We start from the raw sequence: 19,860 nt of genomic DNA, 5'->3' as shown, positions 1-19,860 counted from the left end.
TCATCTACTCCCTCGAATTAGAGTAACAGTTAAATGACCATTCAGATAGCATTTCCGCTGATCAAGATTCTCATCTGATTATTGCTTATTTTTTGTAGAATGTATCTGACTCTCGTCATCGTGGGGACACGTGAGCGCTCTCACCCGTGCTGCCGCGCAGCGGCCGCACGGTTTTTTTGCGTTGGTGCATGGGTGCGCATTCGCGCACCCATGCACCAACGCTACACAGGCATCTGAGCCCCGCAGGCGTGTAGTATCAGGGCTGGAGGCGCGGAGTCTATAGATTATGATCTATTTTATGTATTAGTTGTGGATAATAGAAGAATCAAGAGGATATCATATAAAAGTATAGTAATAGGAGAATGAAAATTTTTATAAGAAATTACGTGAGGAATTGTATATGTATGTCTAATATTAATGAGGAGGAATGATTATGGTTTGGACACCGAATCGTATTGTTGACCCTTGGGATCATCTTTGTTGTGATTGGTTTGGTCTTATGCACGTTAACGCGGGCGACAATGTCTTCCATCTCATTATTGGTATTGTCGCTATTGCGGTTGGCTTCTTTGTACATGAGGATATCGTTGCCACCAATAGAACAACAGCCGTCTAAGGATAGGAATAGAATAATAGCTGATAGAGCCACACAAAAGAGGGAGGCCATCATGCATATGTATAATGGCCTCCCTCTTTTGTGTATACTTAACTGTCAATTGCTGTATGTGATTTCTGGCGTCTTTTTTGTACAGCTAAAGACATCAATGGAAGCGCAAAGGCGAGGAGGGCGGCCGGGCAAGGGATAAGGCAGCAGATCTGATTGAAGGCGGGCAATAAATTGTTCATCTTGTGCTGGTCCTTTCAATTCTATATCGGATTGCTGGTTTAATTCACTCTTATACAAATTTATATTCCTATTTCGGGTCTTATACAGAACACGGCTTAAAGAAAAAAGGTAACCTCTATGCATATTTATAGAGCCACATCTATCTGCTCAATGGCTTGTGCCAGACGGGTAGTATGTTCTGGCAGGCCCACAGTAACACGAACGTAGTCATGGTGTTTATCTAGAAGTGGGAAGTAGCGCAGCAGGAGACCATGCTTTTCCATTGTGTTTTGGAACTGACAGAGGCTAACCTGCTGATGATCTATGCGGGCCAGAATAAAGTTGCCCTCCGAAGGGATTGGGTGCAGGAAAGGATAGCTCGCCAGGACGTGGGAGAGCCGTTCACGTTCTTCAATGATCCACTGTACACGTTCACGTGCCTCATCAAGATGGTTCAAGGTAGCTGTAGCAGCCAGGTGACCGGCGACGTTAACCGCAAAGGGATACTGGGCCTGTCGAGCAGAGTTTACAATCCACTCAGGAAAGAGTCCATAGCCCACACGTAGACCTGCCAGACCAGCCCACTTGCTGAATGTGCGGATGACGACCAGATTCTGATAGTGAGGAACGAGGTGTGCATAGCCGGTTGGATGACTCGAAAACTCGACATATGCTTCGTCCACAACCACGATCAGTCCCGTCTTGAGCAGAGTAAGAAGCTCCTCTTCCGGAAGCGGATTTCCAGTCGGATTATTGGGTGAGCACAGTACGATCATGCGGGCTGCTGGCGTCAACTCGGCCAGGACCGCAGCCAGATCGATAGAGTAATCAGCCCGACGTGGGATATTGCGTAAATGTGCTCTCCGTTCGCGAGTCGCTGAAGTATAGAGCGAGAACGTCGGCGAGCAGGTAATGATCTCATCCCCTGGACTGAGAAACAAAGACCAGAGGAGGCGGATCACCTCCATACTGCCATGACCCAGTACAACATGCGCACCCTCAACTCCCGTATAGCGAGAGATCGCTTCGGTGAGCACCTGGGCCTGGACGTCAGGATACTGATTATACCAGTCATGGTCTCGTAACATCTGTAATGCAGAGGGAACTGGACCATAAGGACTTTCATTGGCGTTCAACTTAATGACTTTGTTCGCAGGAATGCCGGTGCGTTGGCTAAAGGTCTGCAACGATTCGCCAGGTGTATATGGTAACAGATGATCAATATCAGGTTGATGAGGGTGGCGATTAGAAGTTGTTGCGTGTGGAGTCAATAACGCACTCTCTGTAGCCTCTGTGTTCATAAACTATCTTTCTATGTGGGAAATGAATAATATATCAGGAAATAGAGATGAAATTTTCTATAGTGAAAATACGACGAAATGCATAGAAAAGTAACATGCATCTCAGTGTATATTGCGATATCCAAAAATTGATTGCAAACAAAATAAACCCTGGTTTGTTGATTACTTTTTGAATCATTATCACCTCTATAGTAATCACGAAGATTGGTCGACCGCCTGCTCTATTCTTGAGCGCTACTATGAACTGGGTGGCTCCAAATTCCTGGCGGTTGGAGTAGCAGAGAGCGCTGAAGCGGTCATTGCGCAACTGAGGAGAACGGGCCGAGGAAGAGCGAGCCGAGCGCTTGCGCCAACAGGTGCTGGTCCACGCAGATTATTTCCTATCGGTGGGAATTGATCTGCCCGCGCACGAGGTTAATTACGAACAATCTATAGTGGCTCCTCTGCTGCAGCTCCTGATCTCGGCGTATCACCTTAACCCTTCTGATACATATCTGGCCGCGATTCAGGAGCGCTTGCCCTGGCTGCTGGCCTTCGCGGGTCCGCAACCACATGCGCGCCTGCGCCACATTCCTATCCGTCACTGGGATGGCTACTGGTTTGGAGCATTGCATCTGTGGGGGGATGTCTTCCCTCACTATTGGAGCGTATTGAATGCGGCTGTGCTGGAGCGGCTACCAAAAAGGATCGATTGCCCCAATGCAAAAGCGATGGCGGACGCCATTTTGAAGGCGAACTTGGTTAATTTTGCCGATGACGGTTCCGCTACATGCGCCTTCGTCTATCCTGGCTGTGTTGACGGAAACCCGGCACATATAGCGGACCCTGTGGCCAATGACCAGGACTGGGCCCTCGTCTATGTCCTGCAATACGGCGACTGGAATATATAAGCTGAAGGCTCTCTGATCTGGCACCTGAAGAACCACCAGATACCAGCCAAGAGGAGAGATGCAAGAGAATATTGATATATTCTCTTGCATCTCTCCTCTTTAATATTCCATTTCCATTCCTCATAGAGCTTCATTTACTTATCACTATGTAGCACAAGCAAAAATTAGAAAGTAAATTTGTTATAAAACAAAGGGGTTGAAAGCTGGATTTATTGATAAAAATCGGATATGCTTCTTTGTAAGAGAAATGGAATAACTCAAGTGCAGTGCCTCTGAAGGTTCGCGCTCTTTGTCTGTTGCATGATGCTGTTTGTCTTATGAAAGTAAAGGATCAAGCGATGGATGATACCCCCGCGAAAGCGAATCAACAGACCTGTAGGTTGGATCGTCGCACGTTGATCAAGCTTGGCGCCGGAACCCTGGCCACACTGGGTGGTGTGCAACTCATGCTCTTCTCTCAACCAGATGTTTCCGCGGCTCCCTTGATTGCCAGTACCGCTACGTGGGGCGCGCAGCCAGCCAAGGGACCAAATACAATCCTCCCTTATAAGCCGACCACCATCCTGATTCATCATACCGATACCCTCAATACGATCAATTATTCGCGCAGCGAAGCATATGCGCTGGGACGCTCAATCCAGCAATATCACTTCGCCAATGGGTGGATCGATACAGGCCAGCATTTCACTATCAGCCGTGGTGGCTACATCATGGAAGGGCGTCATAAGAGCCTGCAAATGCTGCAGGCGCGAGACTACTTCGTGCGCGGTTCTCATTGCCCCATACTTAACAGCTACGCGGTGGGCATTGAAAATGAAGGCAACTATAATGCTGCTCTTCCTCCTGATGCTCTCTGGATCTCTTTAGTCAATTTATGCACATATGTCTGTCAACAATATGGCCTCAATGCCAATGCTATTTTCGGGCATCGCGACTTTTATGGGACCGATTGTCCGGGGACGGAACTCTATGGACGACTGCGTGACCTGCGCCTGCAGGTTCACGCCAGACTGGGCCAGGCGCTGCCTACGCGCACCTGGCCTGTCATCAAAAGTGGGATCAGCGGCGAAAATGTAAAGACCATTCAATATTTGCTGCGCTCGTATGGTTACCACACGGATGTGACCGGCATGTTCGGGAATAGCACAGCGAGCAATATCGCCAAGTTCCAGGCAGCCAGAGGTCTCAGCGCAGTCGGCTTTGTCGGCCCCCAGACATGGGAGACGTTGATTACGCCGCTGGCGATTGGAAGCGCAGGAGATGGGGTCCTGGCGCTCCAAAGCCAGTTAAATAGTAAGGGTTATGCCTGCGTTGTTAATGGTCGGTTTGGTCCCATCACTACAAGCGTGGTGCAACAATTTCAAAGCAACATGGGGCTGCCGGTTGTAGGTTATGTTGGTCCGAATACGTGGTGTGCGCTGGTCGGTGGCATGGTAGCCTAAAGAAACGCAGCTACATCAAGTCCTGGTCCTAAAAACTAGCTTTTTCATGAAAATGGATATGCTCTCTATGAGAGAACCGCATCATCAGTGCCAGATGTGCCTGATGGTTCTTACTATTCCCTCGCCTACAATGTTGTTGATCTATGAGTGTAAAGGATTACGCTATGGAACATTCCTCTGTGGCGCGCGATCCACAGACATGGACGCTGGATCGCCGCACGTTGATCAAGCTTGGCGCTGGTACCGTAGCCGCGCTGGGTGGAGCTCAACTCATACTCTGTTTTTCGCCCGATGTGTCGGCGGCCCCTACGATCTCCGGCACCACGGCCTGGGGCGCGCAACCGGCTAGAGCACCGATTACTGTCTTCTCGTATAAGCCTACTACCATTCTCGTGCATCATACCGATACTCCCAATACGACTGACAACTCACAAAGTGCGGCCTATGCGCTGGCCCGTTCGATCCAACAATCTCACTTCGCCAATGGATGGATCGATACAGGTCAACATTTCACCATCAGCCGTGGCGGTTACATTATGGAGGGGCGCCACCAGAGCCTGCAAACACTACAAGGGGGAATGCAGATGGTGCAGGGGGCGCATTGTCCGGTGCTCAACGATTATGCAATCGGTATTGAAGATGAAGGAAGCTACAACTCAATCCTTCCACCCGATGTTCTCTGGAACTCGCTGATCAATTTATGTACCTATATCTGCCAGCAGTATGGCCTCAATGCCAATGCCATCTTTGGACATCGCGACTTCTACAACACCGGTTGTCCTGGCACACAGTTGTACGGACGATTGCGTGATCTGCGTCTGCAGGTGCTCGCCAGGCTGGGCCAGACCCTGCCCGCGCGTACGTGGCCCCTGATTAAAAATGGGATCAGTGGCGAGAATGTGAGCACCATTCAATATTTGCTGAGTTCCCATGGGTACAGTACGAGCGTGGATGGAAGCTTTGGAAGTGGTACGGCCGCGAGTGTGACCAGTTTCCAGTCGTCGAAAGGACTTGGCGCGGATGGCATCGTTGGCCAGCAGACGTGGGAGGCACTTGTTACACCTCTCACAAATGGGAGCTCGGGTGATGGGGTAAAGGCTGTTCAGAGCCAGTTGAACAGCAAGGGCTATGCCTGTAGCGTTGATGGGCAATTTGGCCCCGCCACTATGGGCCAGGTGCAAAGTTTCCAGCGCAATATGGGTTTGCCAGTCAATGGCAATGTGCAGACGAATACATGGTGCGCGCTGGTTGGCGGGATCGTTGCATAGCCTGTCCTTTTTTGGAGAGTCATCACCATCATTTTTTTATGGAAAGGAAACTCTCATGCGAAAGTATTTCACTCGCCTGCGATCTGCTCTGGTTGCGGTCCTGTTGCTACTAGGCCTCGCTATTTGTGCTATTTACAATGGCTCGGCGGCACATGCGGCGACCCTGAGCCTCGGAATATCGCAGGAGGTTTATACTGGTGATCAACTGAGCTTCTCATGGAACAATAGCGTGGGGGCCAGTACATACAACCTCATCGCCTCCATGCGTCCAGGGATGACAAACGCCTTCACGGTCCAGCAACGAATTGCTGGCAGCAGTTCATCTTCAACCCTTTCACTTGACTCCTCAATCGGCTATCGCTATTTCCAGCTGCAGGCTTATGATGCCAGCGGAAATCGTGTGGCGACGAGTAATGTGGTGGGTGCTGCCAAGTATCCCAGTGGTGTTGTTATCAGGATGGAGACCAATGCCAGCCTTACCGCCCAATATGCCCAGTATAATGATACCTGCTACAACACGCCAATCTGGTTTATCCCTAACGATAGCACCACCGGTGCGTACCATGTGGCCACCAATTTTCAGCTGAGCGAGTTTCTACACAATATCACTGTTTCCGATGCTGTGGTCGATCCTATCATGGTGCAGCACGTGCAGAATATCCGTAGCGATTGGGGTGGTCCGCTCACGATCACCAGCGGTTACCGTGACCCGGCGCACAACGCACTGGTGAGCGGATCGGCCACCTGCAGCTCGCATACATTCGGGCAGGCGGTAGATATTGCCGTCAGCTCTTATAGTGAATGGACCACCCTGCAGGGTTACGCCAATCAGGAGAATGCCAGCTACATCGAACCCTGGCAGTCTGACCAGCCACATCTACACGCTGACTGGCGCTCGTTCTACGACAATCCTCCTTATACTAACTGGTAGGCAATAGTGAAGGTGACGGCGACCTGGTCCAGATGCCAGGTCGCAGCCGATCTTTTCATTGGAGTCGACGGATGGGTGGGTATACGCAGGAGGTGTCTGCCGCTTGCCATTTCCTATATGTATACAGTGATAGGCACAGCCATCCGCCGCCCAGCAGGTAGCCGCCGAGAACATCTGAGGTCCAGTGGTCACCGAGATAGATGCGGGCTGGACCGACAAACGCTGTCAATAGCGCGACGATGCTCACTGATAAAGCTTTAAGCGGTTTACTGATGTTTTTTGAGCCGAGCATCAGGGTCATCAGCCATCCCCAGAAGTGTACCGTAGAGGCAACATCTCCGCTTGGGAAGCTTTTGCTGTTCCTGGGTTTTGTGGTACGCATGAGTTGAGGATCAGGGCGAGGGCGCCTGACTGCATATTTGATTCCCATCTTGATGAGCTGACTGAACCAGTACGTTGCCAGGGTGAGCAGTGCATCATATTGTCGATGTTTCTTCCACAATAATCCTGCCATTGGAAATATCAGAATATCAAGGGCGGCAGAAGAACATAGGATTTTATTTAACACATGTACAGTACCATGTGAAAATGGAGATTGTTTTTGTTGCATGCGGCGGGCGATAGCTACCTCAATGCGAGGTTGTTTTTGCCTGATCGCCCAGATCGTCGCAGGAATAAAAAGGGTAAATTGCGTCAATGCACCAATGAGCAAGAGTTTATCACGCTTCATAATCTTTTATGGTCCCATATTTCTTGTGTTAGCATCTCTCGATGCATAAGATACGATTGGACCGATCTATGCGTTTCAACCTGTGCTAGCTGCCGCCGGGCAATAGATAAAGACAGCAGACGTCGCGCTCTCACATCCTACTTTTTATGGTGTTTCTGCGCTTTGCTAGCCTGTGAAACAAGATCATCAAGCGCGAGCGCCTCTTCGTCCTCATAGATAGGGGATTGAAAAATCTCATGTAAGATCAGGCTGGCTGCGCCACGAGCCCATAAATCATCGCTGGTAGGGCAGATGAGAAGCTCGATATCGTCGCGCGCATCAAAGGTATGCCGCGGAATGGTCTGCCGCATAGGTTCCAGGAAAAGATCGCCTGCTCTCAGACCCTCACCGGCGATTAAGATATGAGAGGGTTCAAAGATATTGATCAGGTTAGCGATGGCGATGCCCATGGTTATCCCGGCTTGACGGAAGATTGCTACGATTTCAGACTCCCCAGCATGGGCGCGGGCTATTAAGTTCACGATCGCATCTTCAATGGCATGGCCGGGATCGGTTCCCAGCGCGGTACGCACAATCCCGTAATCGGAGGCCAGCGCCTCCAGGCAGCCACGTTTTCCACAATTACAGAGAGGCGCATCCGGTCGCACATCAACTGTCATGTGCCCGAACTCACCTGCGCCCCCAAATGAGCCGCGATAAATCGCACCTCCCAGAACAATGCCCATGCCGATCCCGCGTCCAATAGTTACCAGTAAAAAATTATCCGCCTCCCGTCCCTGCCCAAACAGGTGTTCGGCGATGCTGAGCGTATTGACATCGTTATCGACGCGCACCGGTATCTTGAGTTGACGTTCCAATGCTGGTCCAAGCTCAACGTTTTGCCAGCCAAGGATTGTAGAGACGCGGCATAAGCCCCGGGCCGAATCGATCAGGCCAGAGAGGCCGATACCAACCCCAAAAATTTGCTGCATGGTAAGTCCTGCTTCAGCAACCAGGTCTCTGATCGCCGTCGCCATGATGGTAATTACTTGCTGTGGAGCAGTGCCAGGCTGGTATGAGCATTCTCTGGTATAGGTACTATTGCATTGGAGGTCACATATCGTTAATGTGATTGTCGCTTCACGCAATCTCACTCCAACGACATAACCAGCGGACGCATTGATGCTCAATAGCACAGGCCGCCTGCCACCGCTGGACTCATCAGCGCTGACTTCCAGCACTAGCCCGGCGGCCAGTAAATTGCCTACAATCTTTGTGATGGTTGATGCTGGTAAACCGCTTTTACGAGCCAGCTTTATGCGTGAAATTGCTTGATGTTCCATGATCAGATTAAATACAATGCTCTGATTGAGATCATGCAGTAGCCGTTTGCTACCAGTACGCGTCGGTGCCATGAATGAAGTGTTCCTCTCTTATGCATCACGGACACGATATCATAGTTTTTCTGCCAAATCCGACTTTTATGGTATAGCTATTATGTGTTTTTATCTGCTCGTATTGTCAATAGACACAGATACCAAAATGCATATCCTCCAAATATTCCCTGGCCGGTATATGACGAAAGGTGTCATGAAATGACACGTACACTATGTGAGCTCTATATAAAATTGTCATGAGAAGGAAATGGAGTTATCGATGCAATATGGACTTGCGTTCCCTTATGTGGACGCCCATACACTGGTTGAATTAGCTCAAGAGGCTGAAAACGTGGGATGGGATGGAGTCTTTTACTGGGATGGTGGAGGGACCGATCCGTGGGTTGCGTTGACTGCTGTGGCCCTGCACACGGATCGTGTACGCCTGGGCACGATGGTCACGCCATTACCGCGTCAGCAACCCTGGAAGGTGGCCAGCGAAGCGTCCACACTTGATCATCTTTCTCAAGGGCGGGTTATTCTGCCGGTTGGATTAGGGGTTGTTGAACTCGAAAGAATGGGTATCGTGAAGGATTATAAGATTCGTGCACAGATGCTAGATGAAGGGCTGGATATTGTCGACAGGTGGTGGAATGGAGAAACATTCTCCTATGACGGTGTTTACTATCAGATCAATGAGGTCAATGGTATGCCGCCGCTGCAGAGGCCGCGCATCCCGATCTGGGTGCACGGAAGTGACAAACAAAGCCAGCTGCGCCGCGCGGCACGCTGGGATGGAGTGAAATTAAGTGGGACCGCGGACCAGATTCAGCAAGCCAGGCAGACTATTATGGCACAGCGCACTACAGCAGCCCCGCTTGATATCATCACTGAAGGTCAAACTTCTGGTGATGATCCTGAGCAGGCTGCCGCTACGGTGCGTCCATATGCCCAGGCAGGGGTTACCTGGTGGATAGAAGCTATTTGGGATACGCCACAGAGTACGGGAGGAATAGAAGGTATGCGTACCCGCATTCAACAGGGACCACCCCGCATGGAATGAGAATGTGTCTTACTCCCGTCACCCTGGGGGGCAGGTGTTTTCGCACCTGTGGTGCTCAAAAGTCCTTTGTGTGTTGGGGCAGTGCGTACGCACTGCCCCAACACACAAAACCAGCACGGCCGCGTAGCGGACGCGCGTGCGGAGGTACTCATGTGCCTCCAGGGAGAAGAGAGTAAGACACACTCTGAGTGGTGATGTCGATTCTGGCTTGTCACCGGGAAACTGCTGTCAATAAATTCTTCTTTGCAGTAATGTGTTTCTTTGGTAAGAGATTTACTAATAATAAAATGCCGAAAATTGCATGCATTAAATATGAATCAGATTGTTAAATAGAGGTCTACAGTTAATTTTATTTGGTTGACATTCGTATAGACATTATATTATGATCTATACGTTGATCTCTCCTATTTATAGATGAGCCTATGGCGGTAGCCGCGAGGCTGTTCGCGGTATGAGCAGATTAGTATAGCGTCACTCGTAGAGTTGCCTGCTAGTTAGAAGATGTTTTACTAAAAGAACATTGCCGCTTGCATGTCGCTTTGATATAAAGTGGAGGCCTGTATGTCCGATTATATGCCCGCAACCGCAGCGAATACCTCTTCAACAAGGCATTACCCGGTAAAATCGCATGGATCGCTTGACGCTGATATCATCATCAAGAATGCGCCGGACCCGGTATTTGTGTCGGATCTGGAAGGCAAGATCCTTTCGGCCAACGACGCGGTCTATGAATTGCTGGGATTTCGCACCGACGAGGTACTGGAGCAATCGCTCTCGCGCTTCATCAGTCCGGAGGAGACCAGGGAATTTACCGCCGCCCTGCGCGAGGTAATTGAGCGCGGTGTCACGCGCAATACGCGCCTTAATCCTCGCAGCGCCTCAGGCGAGATCATTCCTACCAGCTTGAACGCCTCGGCTCTGCGCAATGCCGATGGTCACGCTATTGGCGCTATTGGTATCCTGCGTGACATGCGTGAACTGGATAAAGCCCTGGCCTATGCCGATAGCCTGATTAAGAACGCGCCGGACCCGGTATTTGTCTCAGATCTGGAAGGTAAGATCCTTTCGGCCAACGACGCGGTCTATGAGCTACTGGGATTTCGCACCGACGAGGTGCTGGAGCAATCGCTTTCACGCTTCATCAGTCCGGAGGAGACCAGGGAATTTACCGCCGCCCTGCGTGAAGTAATTGAGCGCGGTGTCACGCGCAATGCACGCCTCAATCCCCGCAGCGCTTCGGGTGAGATTATCCCCACCAGTCTGAACGCCTCGGCTCTGCGTAACAGTGATGGACATGTCATCGGCGCCATTGGTATCCTGCGTGACATGCGTGAACTGGATAAAGCCCTGGCCTATGCCGATAGCCTGATTAAGAACGCGCCGGACCCGGTATTTGTCTCAGATCTGGAAGGTAAGATCCTTTCGGCCAACGACGCGGTCTATGAGCTACTGGGATTTCGCACCGACGAGGTGCTGGAGCAATCGCTTTCACGCTTCATCAGTCCGGAGGAGACCAGGGAATTTACCGCCGCCCTGCGTGAAGTAATTGAGCGCGGTGTCACGCGCAATACGCGCCTCAATCCCCGCAGCGCTTCGGGTGAGATTATCCCCACCAGTCTGAACGCCTCGGCTCTGCGCGATGCTGATGGACGAGCTATCGGTGCCATCGGTATTCTGCGTGACATGCGCGAACTGGATAAGGCCCTGGCCTATTCCGATAGTTTGATTAAGAACGCGCCGGACCCGGTGTTTGTCTCAGATCTGGAAGGTAAGATCCTGCAGGCCAATGACGCGGTCTATGAACTGCTCGGCTTCCGTCCTGATGAAGTGTTGGAGCAATCGCTCTCGCGCTTCATTGGTCCAGAAGAGACGCGAGAGTTTCTGGCCGCCTTACGCGAGGTAATTGCCCGTGGCGTCACGCGTAATGCGCGCCTCAATCCCCGCAGCGCTTCGGGTGAAGTGATTCCCACCACGCTGAATGCTTCAGCCTTGCGCGATACCGACGGACGCGTTATTGGTGCCATTGGTATCCTGCGTGATATGCGTGCTTATGAGAAGGTGTTACAGGATCTTCAGGAGTCGAAAGCAGAATTGCAGGAAAAGATCCTGGACCTGGAAAAGTTTGAAGAGGTGGTGGTTGGCCGTGAGCTAAAGATGATTGCCCTTGAAAAGCGCATTGAGAGCCTTTTGCTGCAGGTAGATAATCGGGAGCAAGGAATTAAACAATGAACACCTCCGATCCATCAGACACTGTGATGATGGGGGCCGGCGATAAGCTGCATGACCGCCAGTGGTTAGAACGGGAATACCAGCGTCAGTTAGAGTACCATCAGACGCTTGAGACGCGCATCATGAGGAGCGAAGAGAGGCGGCGTGCCCTGATCCATATCTTGCATGGTTTGAATAAGCTCAATAAGCAGCTATCGGATCAACGCAAAGCCATGATTCACATCCTGGCCGACTATGAGCAGGACCGACGTGGCATGGCTCAACAGACGGTGCGCCTGGATAATTCGCGCCGTACGCTTCTGCATATTCTGCAGGACTCTCATCATTCTAATCTGCGCCTGGAGGAAAGTCGTAAAGCGATGATCCATATTATGACTGACCTGAAGGAGACTACCGAGGAGATCAAACGTCAGGAGCAGGAGTTGCGCGAGAAGCACGAGCAACTGGTGCAGGCCGGAAAGCTCGCCACACTGGGTGAATTGACGACCGGGGTAGCCCATGAGCTGAATAATCCGTTGAACGGCATTAATCTGTTTGTGGGCAATGCCATCGACATGGTCGAACTGGGTCTGGCGAGTACAGAACCCCAGCACCTTTTGCAAGAACTGCGCAACACCATGCAGCAGGTTGGGAAGGCCACCAGCATCATTTCCCACCTGCGTACTTTTGGCCGAACAGCATCAGCGCGCCGAGAACCGATCTTGCTCGGCTTCGTTGTGCACGAAGCCCTGATGCTCATTCAGGAACAGCTGCGCCTGCGTCAGATAGAGGTGTGCCTCAATTTTCCGCCTGATGAGGTCAAAGTATTTGGAAGCGCGATTCAATTGGAGCAGGTATTTCTGAACCTGCTTACCAACGCGCGCGATGCTATGGTCAAGAGTCAACAGAAACGTGTCACCATCAGTTGTACGGTTAACGAGGATATTGTCGAGATACGTGTGAGCGACACAGGAACTGGAATTCCACCGGAACTGGAGAGGCGCGTTTTTGATCCTTTCTTCACCACGAAGGAGGTTGGGCAGGGAACCGGATTGGGACTCTCTATCACCTATGGCATTATCCGAGATTGTGGAGGAACCATCGTCCTTGAAAACCATCCGGGTGAAGGGGCCACCTTTGTAATCCACCTTCCTCTTTTGCAGCAGGCTGAGGAAGCAGTTCCGTAGGAGGACATACAAAAGTGGAACAGTATCGAGAAGAACAAAACATGATATGCCCACGCTCGACCACTCCTTTAATGGAGATGGAGCAAGAGAAAAAGAAGCGTACCCCGCGCATCCTGCTTATCGATGATGACAGCGCGGCATTAAGCGCCCTTTCTCGCACGTTCCGGCTGCGCATGCGTGATATTGAGGTGGACACATCCATTTCAGCCTTTGAAGCGCTTTCGCTGCTCAAGGTTAAAGATTACGACGCGGTGATAAGCGATATCAAGATGCCCGGCATGGACGGGATGCAGTTGCTGGCGAATCTGCATGAAAATATGCCTGAGATACCGGTCTTACTGATTACCGGCCATGGCGAGCATGAACTGGCAATGCAGGCTTTGCAGGAAGGTGCGTATGACTATACCCTGAAGCCCATTGATCGCGATTTTTTCGTAGCATCCGTCCGACGTGCTCTGCAAACGCGTCAGCTATTGCGCCTGGTGCAAGAGAAGCAGCAGGCTTTGGAGCAGTATGCACATTCCCTGGAGAGCCAGGTTGAGCAACGCACCAGGGAGCTTATGTCGGTCAATGAGGCCAAGGATCGTATGCTCAGTATGGTTGCACATGAACTGGCGACCCCACTGACCAGCTTAAAAGGATTGCTTCAACTGGCACATCGACGGCTAAACCACGGGGCCGTTGACAAGGTTATTCGCGATATTGAGACCATGGAGGCTTCGGCCGATCATCTGGGTGTACTGATCCAGGATCTACGCGATGCGATCCATATTCAGACAAGCCAGTTTATCCTGCAACGCGATTCGTATGACCTGATCAAATTATGTCAGAATGTGCTGGATGAATTCATGGTGGCTGATATCGCCACCCCTTGTTGTCTGGACCAGCATGAGACCCTTGAAGTGAACATTGATAGCAATCGTATCAGACAGGCATTTCTCAATTTACTCTCCAATGCGCGCAAATATTCGCCCAAAGGAACACCTATCACGGTCACCTTGCAGCAACAGTCAACGGAGGTCTGTCTGTCGGTAACTGATTGTGGCTCAGGGATCTCCGCTGAACACCTCTCACATATCTACGAGCAATTCTATCGTGTTCCCAATAGCAATGTGCAAGAGGGCGAATTTACCGGTCTGGGTCTGGGACTCTATATTACGCGTGCGATTGTGGAACAACATGGAGGACACATGGAGGTTCAGAGCGTCCCCGGAGAAGGTAGCACTTTTTCCATTATTCTACCTCTACCTCAGGAAGAAGGATCTGCAGCTAAAACGTTCCCGCTACACATAACATGGGTAGTCAGGATCATATGATCGTATCATCAGAAGAAACTGACTACCCGTGTTGCTTTATGAGACCTTATCTTCTAAGAGGCAGCGTTCAATAGCCTGTAATAACTCTTCCAGGTTAAACGGCTTCTTGATGCAGCAGATACCACCACGCTCTTGAAGAGCCCGTGTTGGAGGGGTCGCGCTCATAAAAAGAACTGGTATATGCTTAAATTCTTCTAAGGCATGAAGCTGGTCATACAACTCTAAGCCATCCATAGATGGAAGCATATAATCAACCAGAAACAGGTGCGGTTTTATTGTTCGGATAATTTTTAATGCCTGGAAGCCGTCCGGCACAAGCATAACGCGATAGGGTGTTTCCTCTTCAATAGTTTCGCTAAGTAGATAACCTATACGTTTATCGTCCTCAACAACTAAGATGATTTTCTCCTGGTTGTCGGGCTCTTTCATACTACTTTCCTGGTATTGCATCTTTTTCACCCTCGAAATTCGGTGAGGAACGAAAGAATTTCTTATAGTGACACTTTTGAGCGCCCAAGAAAGTTTCAAATAATCATTCTGGTTGGAGAGGTGTGCCCAGTCCTTGCAGGATGAACTGCGCAGTGCGTGTGGCCTGCGCCATCAGGCTCTGTTGTGACTGACCCAGGACACGGGCAGATAGAATAAAGGATTCTGTAAGTGAGAGCACCATCAGTGCTGTGGTATCAACATCATCGATGTGAATTTCATGACGAGCCTGGGCCTCCTCTAGCACCATGGCAATTACCGCCACGTAGTCACGCAGCAGTTTTGTGGCTTCCGTCCTGAACGCGCGATTGACGCCATACAGGGCGCTCATATAGACGTTAAAGGAGTCGCTCTCTTCTTCTGCCAGGCGGACGAATGCCAGAAAGAGCTGTTCCAGGCGCGTCTGAAGATCTCCATTCTGAGCCAGAGCACCACGAATGGCTGCCAGTTGAGTCTGGGCGATGAAGCGCAACATGGCCAGGAAAAGCTCGCGTTTATTTTCAAAATAAAGGTAGATTGTTCCTTTGCCGATGCCAGCTTTCTCCGCGATAAGATTGATATTTGCCTGGTCGAAGCCGAGACGAGCAAACTCGTGGGCCGCCTCATGGATAATATGCTGGCGTGTGGCCTCTCGCATTTGCTCATCTACGATTTTTGGCATCAGTTCCTCCCTGGTTTTCGCTTTTGTTTCCTTCTGTATCCTTTATCGTATCACATTGGTGGGCCGGTAGTCAGTAAAAATGCTGGCCAATTATAGCGGTATGGATGACCGGGCCGCATGTCTATCTTTGCAAGGCGCATGGAACAGCTTGCCCAACTCCAATATCGCGACAGAATAAGCAATGGATCTTCGCGACACGCAATGATCTCAGCTTCTATACTGGTGTATCACACTTTATTGAGAAAGTCAAAGTATTTTCTTCAATGCAAAGTAGGCGCTCTTTGACCCCTTCAGAAAAATTATGGGTGGGCGATCATTCATAAAAAGAAGAGGAGCATCTCACACACTATTCTCAGCATGTATAGTTGATGCTACTAACCTCTGACTTATAGTTTTACGATGACTTGGTGGTCAGCTTTTATTGGCATTGCTGATTTTGTGGTCTATAGAGATACAGCCAAAGTTAGCATGTCAGGAGGCAATACACTATGAATGATCTAACATACACGCCCGCTGCTGATGAAAATCAGGAACCTGATGCTTACTTGCCTCTGCACACAATGTCATATAGGAGACGTAATGAACCCCGGAGTGTAAAGTGGGCCTATGGTCTTTTCTGGTTTACATTTGTGCTGTTCTTTGTCGGAACCGGTAGCGGAAAGCTCTGGGATCGTATCTGGCACGCGACCAGGCGTTTTGATACCTTCTGGTCACCTCCTCACTTTTTTGTCTTCGTTGTCACAGCCAGTACGGGAGCACTGGTGGCGATCCTGGCTCTGACCCCCTCGCTGCGTATCTGGTTTGGTCCCTCAGTGCGGTTGCCTCGCATCCCCTTTCGCGTTCCAGCGGCCCTTCTCATACTGGGAAGTGGGCTGGCCTTGTTATGTATTACGATTATACTGGATAACTTCTGGCATTCGGCATTTGGCCTGGACGAGACCCAGTGGTCCATGCCGCACGATATGCTGGGATGGTGCTGGTTTACCATCATCTTTGGCTTTGCCGCCTGTCGCATCGCCTTCAGACACTACCGTCCCCTATCCTGGTTTACCAACATTGTAATCGCGGTGCTCGTGATAGAGTTCATGTGTCCTCCTATGTTAGGACCCTTCTACCTGAACTACTCCCCGCATTTACTGCATGCGCTGGCAAATCTCCCGGTTGTGCGCACAGAGCCTGACGCGCAACACATGTATCGCATCTACTTGAATCATGGCCTGACGAGGCAGACCTGTCCCCTGTTCATTCCGCAGGTGGCTTTCTTTGCCGGTGCTGCGCTGGCTTTACTGCGTTGTATGGACCGGCGCTTACGAATTTTTCTGGTTGCTCCTTTATGCTGGACGTGCTTTATCGCCACACGCAACCTCTACACCCTCATGCTGTTGCACTACCATGGTGCCTCTCATCCACTCGACATCCTGGCTGTGGCATGGCATGAGCCCTCGATCTGGGTGCCAGCTCCCCTCTTGGTGGCAGCGGTGGCGTTTGAACTATGTCGCAGGTGTGGTTTAAGAAATCAGGTCTGCTATATCATCTGCGGCGTTGTCTTTAGCTGCTGCACATTTGCGATCTGGCATACAACGTTCTGGATGATATTATTGGTGCCGCCAGCTATTGGGACCATGCTCATCGGGGCGCGCATTGGAAGCTGGTTTTATTCAATGCTCAGCCAGCCCACGCCTGACAAACTCGCGACGTTTTTGTTGATCTTTTGCGCGCAGATTCCCACCTTTCAAGGCGTGATCGATTTGATACTGCGCCGTACAACGCCATGAGCAGGCGCTGAAAGGTTTTTATTGACCGATTGCCCATTTATGTTGTATACTGATTACAGCGACCTGGAAGAAGCTCGTACATAGGATTTAAGGATCCTCCTATGATTGATGTTAAGGTTGTAGCATGTATATTCCCTTTGTTGTATCAGGTCGTTCCCTTTTGCCATGTTTAATGAGTGGGCAACCATTCATTAAACATGGGATTAATACTCTGCTTACTTTATCAAAATGAACATATATGGAGTATAACTTATGGTTTCAGAATCGGCCGGGAATGCCGGCCTGGTGCGGCGCTTATTTCGTTTTAATCGTCTGCATCGCAGCTTTGAAAGTCCTCGCTATCTTTTGAAGTGGTTGGTCTTAAGTACTCTCATCGGAATCGTTGCCGGGATAGGGGCTATCGTGTTTTATACCGCGATCCATTATGCCAACCACTGGTTTATCGAAGAACTGGTTGGCTATGTACAGCCCAGCCCAGCGGGTGAGGGGCCAACGACTATCATGTCTTTCTGGAGCTCGGCGCGCCCCTGGCTGTTGCCCGTTGTCACGACGCTGGGTGGATTGGTGGCTGGTTTTATTGTATTTACCTGGGCACCTGAGGCTGAGGGACATGGTACGGACGCTGCGATTAAAGCCTTTCATGAAGGCACCTCGATCAGGGCGCGCATTCCTCTCATCAAGCTGGTGGCATCGGCCATTACCATTGGCACGGGTGGTTCTGCTGGACGTGAAGGACCGGCCGCCCAGATCAGCGCGGGCTTCGGCTCGATTATGGCTAATGTGCTGCACCTGGACGCTCAGGATCGGCGCATCGCGCTGGCAACTGGTATGGGTTCTGGTATTGGCGCTATCTTTAGCGCGCCTCTAGGAGGCGCTATCCTCGCCGCCGAGATCCTGTATAAAGACGATCTTGAGGTGGAAGCTATCATGCCCGCGCTGATCGCCTCGATTGTTGGCTATAGCATATTTGGCGCTTATTCTGGCTGGCACACAATCTTTTCGGTGCCTAGAGATCTCGCGTTCAGCTCGCCACCACAGCTACTCTATTATGTGGTAATTGGTATTCTGTGTGGATTTATTGGTCGTCTTTATGCGCGTGGCTTCTATGGCCTTACCCATCAATTTCATCATCTGCCGTTGCCAAACTGGGTGAAGCCAGGCATTGGTGGTTTGCTTGTTGGCCTGATTGGCCTGGTTATTCCGCAGGCGATTGGCATGGGATATGGCTGGGTTCAGGTTAGCATGGGAACTGGCCTGCTCTCATTGCCCATCTGGATCATCCTGTTGCTCCCATTTGTGAAGATCCTCACCACTGGACTCACGGTAGGATCTGGCGGATCTGGCGGTATCTTTGGTCCCGGTATGGTGATCGGAGGCATGGTGGGCGCCGCCGTATGGCGTCTTAGCTACCATGTCCTGCCCGGGGTACCGGCTATTCCAGGACCCTTTGTGATTGTGGCGATGATGGCCCTCTTCGGGGGGATCGCGCATGCGCCCCTGGCCATTATGCTCATGGTTGCTGAGATGACTGGCAACCTTTCGCTGCTCGCTCCAGCCATGATCGCGGTCAGTATCTCATCAATCTTAGTTGGAAAAGATACCATCTATAGTAGCCAGGTCAATACCAAAGCTGATTCGCCGGCGCACCGCTTGCAGATGTCATTTCCACTGCTGTCCACCCTGTCTGTACACCAGGCGATGACTCCGTTAAAGCAATGCTTCTTAACCTCTCAAACGGTAGCCGATGCTGAAAAGGCGCTGGCGGACGGTGTTGTTAGCGGTGCCCCTGTGGTTGATCATGATGGCAATTTACGGGGTGTCGTAACCATTACGGATATCCAACGCCTGCCAGCGAACCAGCGTGCGGACAAATCCCTGAAAGAGATTATGAATACGAATGTTGTCACGCTCGATTCCTATGCTACCCTTGATGAAGCATTGGAGCAATTAACCAGTGCCCGCGTGAGCTGGGCTCCTGTTGTTGATAGTGATCCACTATCGCCGGCGCGCAAGATTCTTGGTATCCTCTCAGCCGCCAGCATCGCGCAGATATATCGGCGGACGCTGGCCAAGGACTCTCGCCGCATGCGTGGGGTGGTAGAGGGTACGGTCATGTTAGAGGCGAAAATAGAGGAACATGCCCCTCTGGTAAACAAACCGTTGCGCGACGCCCATCTCCCTTCCGAATGTCTGATTGTGTCGATCCGACGCAATGGCGAATTAATCTTTCCACGTGGGAGCAGCGTGATTCAGGCTGGTGATACCGTCACGTTTCTGGTAAGTCCTCAGGGGGAAGAGTTGCTTCAGAACTATCTGGCCAATCGTACCCCTGTCCTTGCCACATCCTGAGCAAACCGGTTAATGATATCTTAATCATCCGTACAGGCGCGGTGAAATATGTTATGCTACTGAAGTAGCGGC

General features: G+C 50.8%; 16 protein-coding genes. 11 read left to right on the top strand and 5 right to left on the bottom strand.

The genetic code is table 11. From position 1 onward, the window contains the following. Positions 1–433 precede the first annotated feature (433 nt). On the top strand, positions 434–616 hold the full coding sequence (locus KTT_RS03460; RefSeq protein ID WP_126594664.1) for a hypothetical protein: 183 nt from the start codon (positions 434–436) through the stop codon (positions 614–616). Between the two features lie 356 nt (positions 617–972). Here KTT_RS03460 and hisC read toward each other — a convergent pair whose 3' ends face one another. Further along, the gene (gene hisC, locus KTT_RS03455; protein ID WP_126594663.1) at positions 973–2,127 is read right to left on the bottom strand and encodes a histidinol-phosphate transaminase; all 1,155 of its coding nucleotides are present in this window, start codon (positions 2,125–2,127) and stop codon (positions 973–975) included. Between the two features lie 344 nt (positions 2,128–2,471). Here hisC and KTT_RS03450 point away from each other — a divergent pair, with 344 nt between their 5' ends. The 4 genes from KTT_RS03450 (at position 2,472) to KTT_RS03435 (ending at position 6,658) form a co-directional block, all read left to right on the top strand. Continuing rightward, positions 2,472–3,017, top strand: coding sequence for a hypothetical protein (locus KTT_RS03450; RefSeq protein WP_126594662.1), 546 nt, complete (start codon positions 2,472–2,474; stop codon positions 3,015–3,017). Positions 3,018–3,355: 338 nt separating this feature from the next. Then, entirely contained in the window at positions 3,356–4,459 is a 1,104-nt protein-coding gene (locus KTT_RS03445; protein WP_126594661.1) for a peptidoglycan recognition protein family protein, read from the top strand. A 164-nt stretch (positions 4,460–4,623) separates the two neighbouring features. Further along, entirely contained in the window at positions 4,624–5,727 is a 1,104-nt protein-coding gene (locus KTT_RS03440; RefSeq protein WP_126594660.1) for a peptidoglycan recognition protein family protein, read from the top strand. A 55-nt stretch (positions 5,728–5,782) separates the two neighbouring features. Beyond that, positions 5,783–6,658 (top strand): D-Ala-D-Ala carboxypeptidase family metallohydrolase, encoded by an 876-nt coding sequence (locus KTT_RS03435; protein ID WP_160145610.1) that lies wholly within the window; start codon positions 5,783–5,785, stop codon positions 6,656–6,658. Between the two features lie 55 nt (positions 6,659–6,713). On the opposite strand, the gene KTT_RS03430 is transcribed toward KTT_RS03435, so the two are convergent. Then, positions 6,714–7,388 (bottom strand): phosphatase PAP2 family protein, encoded by a 675-nt coding sequence (locus tag KTT_RS03430; protein ID WP_126594658.1) that lies wholly within the window; start codon positions 7,386–7,388, stop codon positions 6,714–6,716. 137 nt (positions 7,389–7,525) lie between these two features. Then, a complete protein-coding gene (locus tag KTT_RS03425; RefSeq protein WP_126594657.1) occupies positions 7,526–8,782 on the bottom strand; it encodes an ROK family transcriptional regulator in 1,257 nt (418 codons plus the stop codon). A 241-nt stretch (positions 8,783–9,023) separates the two neighbouring features. Here KTT_RS03425 and KTT_RS03420 point away from each other — a divergent pair, with 241 nt between their 5' ends. The 4 genes from KTT_RS03420 to KTT_RS03405 all read left to right on the top strand — a co-directional run bounded on the left by KTT_RS03420 (position 9,024) and on the right by KTT_RS03405 (position 14,517). After that, entirely contained in the window at positions 9,024–9,806 is a 783-nt protein-coding gene (locus tag KTT_RS03420; protein ID WP_126594656.1) for an LLM class flavin-dependent oxidoreductase, read from the top strand. A 561-nt stretch (positions 9,807–10,367) separates the two neighbouring features. Then, complete coding sequence (locus KTT_RS03415; RefSeq protein WP_126594655.1) at positions 10,368–12,035, top strand: PAS domain-containing protein; 1,668 nt, start codon at positions 10,368–10,370, stop codon at positions 12,033–12,035. Beyond that, the gene (locus KTT_RS03410) at positions 12,032–13,201 is read left to right on the top strand and encodes a sensor histidine kinase (protein ID WP_126594654.1); all 1,170 of its coding nucleotides are present in this window, start codon (positions 12,032–12,034) and stop codon (positions 13,199–13,201) included. The genes KTT_RS03415 and KTT_RS03410 overlap by 4 nt, the downstream gene beginning before the upstream one ends. A 14-nt stretch (positions 13,202–13,215) precedes the next feature. Next, a complete protein-coding gene (locus KTT_RS03405) occupies positions 13,216–14,517 on the top strand; it encodes a hybrid sensor histidine kinase/response regulator (RefSeq protein ID WP_126594653.1) in 1,302 nt (433 codons plus the stop codon). A 36-nt stretch (positions 14,518–14,553) separates the two neighbouring features. Here the strand turns inward: KTT_RS03405 and KTT_RS03400 are convergent, their stop codons facing one another. Continuing rightward, complete coding sequence (locus KTT_RS03400) at positions 14,554–14,946, bottom strand: response regulator (protein WP_235845587.1); 393 nt, start codon at positions 14,944–14,946, stop codon at positions 14,554–14,556. 103 nt (positions 14,947–15,049) lie between these two features. Beyond that, entirely contained in the window at positions 15,050–15,664 is a 615-nt protein-coding gene (locus KTT_RS03395; RefSeq protein WP_126594651.1) for a TetR/AcrR family transcriptional regulator, read from the bottom strand. A 488-nt stretch (positions 15,665–16,152) separates the two neighbouring features. On the opposite strand from KTT_RS03395, the gene KTT_RS03390 reads away from it, so the two are divergent. Both KTT_RS03390 and KTT_RS03385 read left to right on the top strand, forming a co-directional pair. Continuing rightward, complete coding sequence (locus tag KTT_RS03390) at positions 16,153–17,439, top strand: hypothetical protein (protein WP_126594650.1); 1,287 nt, start codon at positions 16,153–16,155, stop codon at positions 17,437–17,439. A 252-nt stretch (positions 17,440–17,691) separates the two neighbouring features. Then, the gene (locus KTT_RS03385) at positions 17,692–19,788 is read left to right on the top strand and encodes a chloride channel protein (RefSeq protein ID WP_218030821.1); all 2,097 of its coding nucleotides are present in this window, start codon (positions 17,692–17,694) and stop codon (positions 19,786–19,788) included. The last annotated feature ends 72 nt before the right edge of the window (positions 19,789–19,860 follow it).

Source organism: Dictyobacter aurantiacus (assembly GCF_003967515.1).
In the GTDB taxonomy this organism is placed as follows: domain Bacteria; phylum Chloroflexota; class Ktedonobacteria; order Ktedonobacterales; family Ktedonobacteraceae; genus Dictyobacter; species Dictyobacter aurantiacus.
This window is presented reverse-complemented; position numbering and strand designations above follow the sequence as displayed.

Excerpts from the sequence above, each read along its gene's own strand:
- KTT_RS03420 (WP_126594656.1), top strand. The coding sequence starts at position 9,024 with ATGCAATATGGACTTGCGTTCCCTTATGTGGACGCCCATACACTGGTT.
- KTT_RS03425 (WP_126594657.1), bottom strand. The coding sequence starts at position 8,782 with ATGGCACCGACGCGTACTGGTAGCAAACGGCTACTGCATGATCTCAAT.
- KTT_RS03395 (WP_126594651.1), bottom strand. The coding sequence starts at position 15,664 with ATGCCAAAAATCGTAGATGAGCAAATGCGAGAGGCCACACGCCAGCAT.
- KTT_RS03430 (WP_126594658.1), bottom strand. The coding sequence starts at position 7,388 with ATGAAGCGTGATAAACTCTTGCTCATTGGTGCATTGACGCAATTTACC.
- KTT_RS03400 (WP_235845587.1), bottom strand. The coding sequence starts at position 14,946 with ATGAAAGAGCCCGACAACCAGGAGAAAATCATCTTAGTTGTTGAGGAC.
- hisC (WP_126594663.1), bottom strand. The coding sequence starts at position 2,127 with ATGAACACAGAGGCTACAGAGAGTGCGTTATTGACTCCACACGCAACA.
- KTT_RS03385 (WP_218030821.1), top strand. The coding sequence starts at position 17,692 with ATGGTTTCAGAATCGGCCGGGAATGCCGGCCTGGTGCGGCGCTTATTT.
- KTT_RS03440 (WP_126594660.1), top strand. The coding sequence starts at position 4,624 with ATGGAACATTCCTCTGTGGCGCGCGATCCACAGACATGGACGCTGGAT.
- KTT_RS03435 (WP_160145610.1), top strand. The coding sequence starts at position 5,783 with ATGCGAAAGTATTTCACTCGCCTGCGATCTGCTCTGGTTGCGGTCCTG.
- KTT_RS03410 (WP_126594654.1), top strand. The coding sequence starts at position 12,032 with ATGAACACCTCCGATCCATCAGACACTGTGATGATGGGGGCCGGCGAT.
- KTT_RS03445 (WP_126594661.1), top strand. The coding sequence starts at position 3,356 with ATGGATGATACCCCCGCGAAAGCGAATCAACAGACCTGTAGGTTGGAT.
- KTT_RS03390 (WP_126594650.1), top strand. The coding sequence starts at position 16,153 with ATGAATGATCTAACATACACGCCCGCTGCTGATGAAAATCAGGAACCT.
- KTT_RS03460 (WP_126594664.1), top strand. The coding sequence starts at position 434 with ATGGTTTGGACACCGAATCGTATTGTTGACCCTTGGGATCATCTTTGT.
- KTT_RS03415 (WP_126594655.1), top strand. The coding sequence starts at position 10,368 with ATGTCCGATTATATGCCCGCAACCGCAGCGAATACCTCTTCAACAAGG.